This is a genomic window from Neorhizobium puerariae (assembly GCF_042429745.1).
GTDB lineage: Bacteria > Pseudomonadota > Alphaproteobacteria > Rhizobiales > Rhizobiaceae > Neorhizobium > Neorhizobium puerariae.
In genome coordinates this window covers 21,271-28,287 of record NZ_JBHMAA010000055.1, presented here as the reverse complement: position 1 = coordinate 28,287, position 7,017 = coordinate 21,271, and the positions used below count along the sequence as shown (strand labels likewise).

The window sequence follows — 7,017 nt, the reverse complement described above, 5'->3', positions numbered from 1 at the left end:
CGAGAAATGCCCGCTTAACGTCTCAGCGAGAACGGTATGAAGTGGTAGCATGGCGAAGATCCTTTGGTCAGGAATCTTCATCCAAATCACATCATCCCGTTCTCAACCTGACTGTCGTGTACCGTGTTGGGACGCACAAAGGATGCACGAACCTATTGAATCTATGCATCGTGCTTTCCGAAAATCGATTCCGATTTTCGGGACGATGCTGTAGAGGAGCCCTTCAATTCAGCCCGGAAAGGCTAGAGCCGCCGGAGGTCCCGGGAGAAGCACTTCCAGTTCTCGATATAGCGCAAGGCCGACTGTTTCAGCTTCTCCACGGCCTCCTCGTCCAGCGTGCGGATGGCCTTGGCGGGCGAGCCGACGATCAGCGAATTGTCCGGAAACTCCTTGCCTTCCGTCACCAGTGCGTTGGCGCCGATCAGGCAGTTCCTGCCGATCCTCGCGCCGTTCAGGATCGTCGCGCCCATGCCGACCAGCGAATTCTCGCCGATGATGCAGCCATGGACGATGGCATGATGCCCGATCGTGCAGCCCCGGCCGATTTCCACCGGATAGCGTGGATCGGTATGGATCATCACGCCTTCCTGGATATTGGTGCCGGCGCCAACGGTAATGGGCTCATTGTCGCCGCGCAGCACCGAGCCGAACCAGATGCCGACATCCTCGCCGAGCTCCACCTTGCCGATGACGCTGGCGTCCGGCGCAATCCAATACCTGTCCGGGGCGGGCAGCTTCGGCTCGAATTCTCCAAGGGCGTAGACGGGCATGGTCCCTCCTCCCGGATTTTTGGTTCAGGCGACCGTCAGCGACAGCCTGCCGACGCCGTCGATGCCGCAGCTCACCCTGTCGCCCTTGACGACCGGACCGACGCCGGCCGGCGTGCCGGTCATGATGACATCGCCGGGCGCCAGCACGAAGAGCTTCGAAAGCTCCGCGATGATCTCCGGCAGTTTCCAGATCATCTGGTTCAGGTCGCCATTCTGCTTGCGCTGGCCGTTGACCTCCAGCCAGATCGTGCCCGTCTGCGGATGGCCTATCTTCGAGGCGGGAACGAGCGCGGAGACGGGCGCGGATTTTTCGAAGGCTTTTGCCGCCTCCCAGGGGCGACTCATCTTCTTCGCCTTGTCCTGCAGGTCGCGGCGGGTGAAATCCACGCCGACGGCATAGCCGTAGATTTTCGACAGCGCGTCCTCGACCGGAATATCGGCGCCGCCGCCGGAAAGCGCCATGACGAGTTCCACCTCGTAGTGGACGTCGGCGGAAAGCGGCGGGTAGGGGAAGGTCTCGCCGTTATACAGATTGTCGGCGTTCTTCTGGAAAAAGAATGGCGGCTCGCGCGACGGATCGTGACCCATTTCGATTGCATGGTCGGCATAGTTGCGACCGACGCAATAGACCCGGCGTACCGGGAACTGTTCCGCGACGCCCTCCACGTCGAGAAGCACGGGCTGGGGAGCGGGGATCACTGTGGCGCGCATGGAAGACATCCTGGGAGACAAAGGAGACGGGATCATCCTTGTCTTACAATTCGCGCGACAATCCTAGCCCCTTTCGAGCTGACGGGGAACCGGCGAGGAATTTTCGTTTGCTGCGCTCGGGTTTCCAGCGTGGGCCGTTTTCGGGACGTGCCGCTCGGCACTATGCCGCCACCGCCACTTTCTCCAGAAGAGGTCTGACCTTTTTCAGGAAGACATCGCTTCCGCAGGCGAAGCGAAGCTTGGCCCGCAGGTCGATCCGGTCCCAATCGATCGTATGGGAGACACCGAGATTGGCGAGTATGGGCAGCGCTGCCATCACGTCCCAGGTCGAGTCCCCCAGCGAAACGTAACCGTCGGTCTCGCCCATGGCCACCTCGATGAGCGAGAGGGTCGCGGAGCCGCAGCATCTGAAGCTGATCCGCAGTTCGTCGGAAATGAACCGCATGAGCTCCAGGCGATCGTCGGTGGCGACCGACGGGTGCAGACCGATGCCGATGGAAGCCTGCGAGAGGTCGAGGGCGGGAAGAGCCCGCATGGGCTTGCCGTCCAGGCGTGTCTCGACGGACGTCCCGCCGGTGAGCGTCAGATCGCGCACAGGCGCATGGATCACGCCGAATACCGGCCGGCGGTTCTCGTAGAGGCCGATGGAAACTGCCCAGTTCGGGCCGCCGCGGACGAAGTTGAACGTGCCGTCGATCGGATCGATGACCCAGGTCCGACCGGAGGTGCCCATGATCTCGCCGCCTTCCTCGCCGAAAATCCCGTCGGTCGGGAACGCCTGCCGCAAACGGGCGATCAGGAATTCCTCGACATCCTTGTCGGCCTTGGTCACGAGATCGAGGTGTCCCTTCTTCTCGACCGGAAGACTTGAGAGGGATCGGAAATGGACGAGGGCGAGCTCGCCGGCCTTACGCGCGATCTCTTCGACGACCGCCTCGACCGTGCGCCCGGACGGGTTCGAGCCACTACAGCAATCATCCATGGGCAGCGTCCCGGAGGCGTGCGACCTGGGCGACATCGTCGCTGATCAGCTGATCCAGCTGGCCTTTCCGAATCCATCGAACGACGTCGGCCTCGACATCAACGCCGTACTCTTTCAGATTCCTGAGCCGTTCCGGGCGCGGCACATGCAGGAAGGCCGCGATGCCACCATCGTGAAGCTGGCGGGCTTCGCCGCTCGGGAAGTGGTAGATTTCCAGATTGACGGCATCCAGGTTCGCCTCGCGTGCGATTGCCGCCGGATCGATCAGCCGCGAATGAGACAGGCCGACCGTCGGCACTTCCGGTATCGCTTTCTTGATCGCGCGCAGCTGAACGAAGTCGAACGAGGAGAACTGCAGAAGATCGGCGCAGCCCAGTTCGTCGATGACCGCCCGCAGCTTCGGGAAGAAAACGTCATCGCGGTCGTAGGTCTTGAGTTCGAGCTGATAGACGATGCCGAGTTCACGGGCGAGCTGCAGGGCGTCCTTGAGCAGTGGAACACGCTCTCCCGCAAATTCGTTGCCGAACCAGCCGCCGGCGTCAAGTCCGGCGATTGCCGAATAGGTCATGTTGCGGATGAGGCCACGGCCGTTGGTCGTGCGGTCCACCGTTTCGTCGTGGATCAGGACGAGTTCGCCATCGCTGGTGATCCGCAGATCGGTCTCGCAGGTGACGCCGCGCCCCGCGAATTCACGGGCTTTCCGGAACGAGGCGAGCGTATTTTCCGGCGCGCCTGCGCTGTGGCCGCGGTGACCGGCGAGACGCATGGTCTCCGGGGTCGTTCTAAGCGGGTTCATTTTCTTTTCCTTTCATTTAGCGGAGCCGCGCGTCGAACCGGTCGCGCAGATAGTCGCCGAGGAGGCTGATGGACAAGGTCGTGAGCACGATGATCAGGCCCGGCAGCGCCGTCAGCCACCAGGCGATCGCCAGATAGTTCCTGCCGTCGGCCACCATGAGCCCGAGGCTCGTCGCCGGCGGCTGGATGCCCAGGCCCAGGAAGCTCAACCCGCTTTCGAGCAGGATGATTTCCGGGAAGTTCACGGTGAGCTGGACAATGAGCGGTCCGGCGATATTGGGAAGAACGTGCCGCAGGTAGATGCGAAGGGACGGTACGCCGACGATGCGGGCCGCCTCGGCATATCCTTCCTGGTTGGCGCCGAGGACAAGGCCGCGGGTGAGGCGGGCATAACGTTCCCAGGAGGCGACTCCCACGAGAAACACGAAAAGCAGCGGGCTCGAACCAAAGAAAGCCAGTACGCCCAGCGCGATGATGATGAAGGGTACGGACGACATCGCATCGGCAAAGCCCATGATCAGATTGTCGGTCCAGCCGCCAAAATGCGCGGCGAGAAAGCCTAGGCTTGTGCCGATGAATGCACAGATAAGGGAGCCGACAATCGCGATCATCAACGTCGTTTGCGTTGCGACCAACAGGTTGCTGAGCAGATCTCGCCCGAGGTGATCCGTGCCCAGGAAATATCCCGATAGTCTCCCGGGCGGGGCGAAGCGCGAAAGAGGAGACTGCTGAAGATAGTCGTAAGGCGCGATCCACTGCGTGGTGGCGCCAATCATCACGATGATGGCGATCCATGCGACGCATAGCCAGATGCTGAATGGAATCCGCGAGGCGAAGCTCCAGGATCGCCGTCTCGGCAGGTCGGGTGCCCTAGCTGGCATCATTGTTTTGCAGCCTGATTTTCGGATTGAGGACGGCGTACAGGATGTCGACGGTCAGGTTGATCGTGACCATGAACGCGGTAAAGAGAATGATCATGGCTTGCACGACGTTGAGATCGCCGGTCGTTGCGGCACGGACGAAGCCGCTACCCAATCCCGGCCAGGCGAATACCGGCTCGACCAGGACGGCACCGCCCAGCAAACCGCCGGCGATGAAGCCCAGCATGGTCACCATGGGAATCGCGGCATTCGGGAGCGCGTGCCGGAAGATGATCTCCCATTCCGGCACTCCGTCGGCGCGGGCGGCGGCGATGTAGGGTTGGCCCAGGACGTCGATCAGCGTCGAGCGGGCGAAACGCGCGACGGCGGCTGCATTGAACAGGGCAAAGGTTGCCGCGGGCAGAACGGCATGCTGCAACGTGGCGCTTCCCGAACTGGGCAGGACACGCAGCCACACCGCAAAGATAAAGATGAAGACAAGGCCAAGCAGGAAATTGGGAATGCTGTAGCCCAGCACGGCTCCCGTCATGACAATCTTGTCGGTGGCGGTTTCCCGGCGCACCGCTGCGATAATTCCCGCCGGCACCCCGATAAGGATGCTCACAAAGAAGGCGGAGACCGTCACCAGAAGCGTCTTCGGGATGCGCTCGCCGATGATCACGAATACCTCGCGGCCATCGGCAAACGACGTTCCGAAATCTCCCCGAATGGCGTTCGTTATGTAGATGAGGAACTGCACCGGGATCGGCTTGTCCAGCCCCCAATTGGCCCGGAACGCCGCCAGCGCTTCCGGCGTGGCGATGTCGCCCAGCATCTGCTCCGCCGGGTCCCCGCTCAGGCGAAGAACGATGAAGACGAAGGTGACCGTGAGAAACAGCACCACGAGGGCTCGAACGAGCCGTGCAAGGATGAAGCGAGCCATTATGCGATCTCCATCCGGCTAACGATCGAGCGCGGGAGTTCCTCGGCGCGATGGCACGCCACATGCTGGTCTCCGGCCTTGTGAAGCGCCGGTATTTCGGAAGTGCACCTGTCGATGGCGAACGGACAGCGCGACCGGAAGGCGCATCCTTGCACTAGCTTGCCGGCGTCGAGTTCGCCGTGGATCGGCGGCTCCACGTTGCGAACCCGCGGGTCCATCGCGGGCACGGATGCCAGGAGTGCCCGGGTGTAAGGATGTCGGGGCCAGGCGTAGACCGACCTGATGTCGCCCGTCTCGACGACGCGGCCGAGATACATCACGGCGATACGATCGACGAGGTGCCGGACGATGCGCAAGTCATGGGTGATGAAGACGTAGGCAAGATCCAGTTCCTGCCAGAGTGACCTCAGGATCGAAACGACCTGCGCCTGAACCGACACGTCGAGGGCGGACACGGCTTCATCGAACACGACCAGTTTTGGTTCGAGGATCAGTGCGCGCGCGATGACGACGCGCTGGCGCTGGCCCCCGGACATCTGGTGCGGATAGCGGCTCATCATCGTGCTCGAAAGCCCAACCCGTTCAATCATCGCGGCTGCGCGCTCGCGGGCGCCGGCGCGGTCGGCGACGCGATGGACCCATACGGCCTCCGCCACCTGCTCACCGATCGTCATCTGAGGGTTCAGGGCAGAGAGGGGATTTTGCTGCACCAGGGACGTCTGCCTGCGAAACGTCGACCAGTCCCGCGATGTGCGATCCGCGTGCCTTACGCCTTCGAACAGGACCTCGCCCTTCGTCGGAGAGGTCAGCCCGAGCAGAAGCCGGCCAAGCGTTGATTTTCCACTGCCGGATTCGCCGACCACGCCGATCCGTTCGCGCCGCGCCAGTTCGAGGTCGATGGAATTTGCCGCCACATGCACGGACGGCTTCATGAACAGCCCCGATTTCAAACGGAACGCCTTGGTCACGTCGCAGGTTTGAAGAAGAGGCGTATTCATGCACTCACCGGGTGGTGACAGGCGGCCTCATGAAGAGGGCCAACATTGGCGGGAGCGGGAAAGCCGGCAGTGCAGCGGTCGCTCGCGCGCGAGCAGCGCGGGTGGTAGTAGCATCCTGCGGGAAGGTTATCGAGGAGAGGGACGGTTCCGGGGATCGGGATCGGCGGCTCGAGGTCGTCAGGATCGATGGTCGGCATGCAGTTGATCAATGCGCGGGCATAGGGATGCGCCGCGCGCTCCAGCAGATCGCCGACAGGCGCCGTCTCTACGATCTTGCCGCAATACATCACCGCCGCGCGATCCGCCAATCTGGCGATCACCCCGAGGTCGTGCGAGACGATCAGCAAGGCCATGCCCGTTTCCGCTCTCAGCTCCTCGATAAGGTGAAGGATCTGGGCCTGCGTCGTCACGTCGAGCGCCGTGGTGGGTTCGTCGGCAATGAGCAATTTGGGCCTGGCGGCGAGGGCGTGCGCGATCATCACGCGCTGGTTCATGCCGCCGGAGAATTGGTGAGGGTAGGCGCGCAGCCGGTTTTTCGCCCGGTCGATGCCCACGCGTTCGAGAAGCCGCATCGCTTCAAGCTGGGCGTCCTTGCCCTTGAGACCCTGATGTCGATAGAGGGCCGTTTCCAGATAATAACCGATGGTATGAACCGGATTGAGGCTGCTCGTCGGGTCCTGGAAGATCATCGCGACCGACGGTTGCTGCGCCCTGCCGTTCTTCTGCGCAATTCCCTTCAGCGATATCGTTCCAGCCGTCTGAGCGATCCCGCGGGGCAGCGCCCGGGCGACGGCATAGCAGGTCATGCTTTTGCCGCAGCCGGATTCGCCGACCAATCCGAGCGTCTGGCCGGCGTCGAGCGAGAAGTTGACGCCATCGATGATCCTGGTGCCTCGCGCCGGCACCTGGACGACCAGATCGCGAACGGTCAAGAGTTTTGACATTGTCTCCTCCCGGA

The 7,017-nt window shown here is 62.4% G+C and carries 8 protein-coding genes; all 8 read right to left on the bottom strand.

All coding sequences use genetic code 11. The features are described from left to right. Positions 1–242: 242 nt before the first annotated feature. Positions 243–770: a gamma carbonic anhydrase family protein gene (locus ACFFP0_RS30795; protein WP_377266052.1), complete on the bottom strand. Its 528-nt coding sequence runs from the start codon at positions 768–770 to the stop codon at positions 243–245. Between the two features lie 24 nt (positions 771–794). Further along, the gene (locus ACFFP0_RS30790; protein WP_377266051.1) at positions 795–1,481 is read right to left on the bottom strand and encodes a fumarylacetoacetate hydrolase family protein; all 687 of its coding nucleotides are present in this window, start codon (positions 1,479–1,481) and stop codon (positions 795–797) included. A 160-nt stretch (positions 1,482–1,641) separates the two neighbouring features. After that, positions 1,642–2,463 (bottom strand): inositol monophosphatase family protein, encoded by an 822-nt coding sequence (locus ACFFP0_RS30785; RefSeq protein WP_377266050.1) that lies wholly within the window; start codon positions 2,461–2,463, stop codon positions 1,642–1,644. After that, positions 2,456–3,259 (bottom strand): glycerophosphodiester phosphodiesterase, encoded by an 804-nt coding sequence (locus tag ACFFP0_RS30780; RefSeq protein ID WP_377266049.1) that lies wholly within the window; start codon positions 3,257–3,259, stop codon positions 2,456–2,458. Before ACFFP0_RS30780 ends, ACFFP0_RS30785 begins: the two co-directional genes overlap by 8 nt. 16 nt (positions 3,260–3,275) lie before the next feature. After that, positions 3,276–4,142, bottom strand: a complete 867-nt coding sequence (locus tag ACFFP0_RS30775; protein WP_377266048.1) for an ABC transporter permease — start codon at positions 4,140–4,142, stop codon at positions 3,276–3,278. Further along, positions 4,129–5,061: an ABC transporter permease gene (locus tag ACFFP0_RS30770; RefSeq protein WP_377266047.1), complete on the bottom strand. Its 933-nt coding sequence runs from the start codon at positions 5,059–5,061 to the stop codon at positions 4,129–4,131. Before ACFFP0_RS30770 ends, ACFFP0_RS30775 begins: the two co-directional genes overlap by 14 nt. Then, on the bottom strand, positions 5,061–6,059 hold the full coding sequence (locus ACFFP0_RS30765; RefSeq protein WP_377266046.1) for an oligopeptide/dipeptide ABC transporter ATP-binding protein: 999 nt from the start codon (positions 6,057–6,059) through the stop codon (positions 5,061–5,063). The genes ACFFP0_RS30770 and ACFFP0_RS30765 overlap by 1 nt, the downstream gene beginning before the upstream one ends. Beyond that, complete coding sequence (locus ACFFP0_RS30760) at positions 6,056–7,003, bottom strand: ABC transporter ATP-binding protein (protein ID WP_377266045.1); 948 nt, start codon at positions 7,001–7,003, stop codon at positions 6,056–6,058. Before ACFFP0_RS30760 ends, ACFFP0_RS30765 begins: the two co-directional genes overlap by 4 nt. Positions 7,004–7,017: the final 14 nt, after the last annotated feature.

Excerpts from the sequence above, each read along its gene's own strand:
- ACFFP0_RS30780 (WP_377266049.1), bottom strand. The coding sequence starts at position 3,259 with ATGAACCCGCTTAGAACGACCCCGGAGACCATGCGTCTCGCCGGTCAC.
- ACFFP0_RS30790 (WP_377266051.1), bottom strand. The coding sequence starts at position 1,481 with ATGCGCGCCACAGTGATCCCCGCTCCCCAGCCCGTGCTTCTCGACGTG.
- ACFFP0_RS30760 (WP_377266045.1), bottom strand. The coding sequence starts at position 7,003 with ATGTCAAAACTCTTGACCGTTCGCGATCTGGTCGTCCAGGTGCCGGCG.
- ACFFP0_RS30770 (WP_377266047.1), bottom strand. The coding sequence starts at position 5,061 with ATGGCTCGCTTCATCCTTGCACGGCTCGTTCGAGCCCTCGTGGTGCTG.
- ACFFP0_RS30775 (WP_377266048.1), bottom strand. The coding sequence starts at position 4,142 with ATGATGCCAGCTAGGGCACCCGACCTGCCGAGACGGCGATCCTGGAGC.
- ACFFP0_RS30765 (WP_377266046.1), bottom strand. The coding sequence starts at position 6,059 with ATGAATACGCCTCTTCTTCAAACCTGCGACGTGACCAAGGCGTTCCGT.
- ACFFP0_RS30795 (WP_377266052.1), bottom strand. The coding sequence starts at position 770 with ATGCCCGTCTACGCCCTTGGAGAATTCGAGCCGAAGCTGCCCGCCCCG.
- ACFFP0_RS30785 (WP_377266050.1), bottom strand. The coding sequence starts at position 2,463 with ATGGATGATTGCTGTAGTGGCTCGAACCCGTCCGGGCGCACGGTCGAG.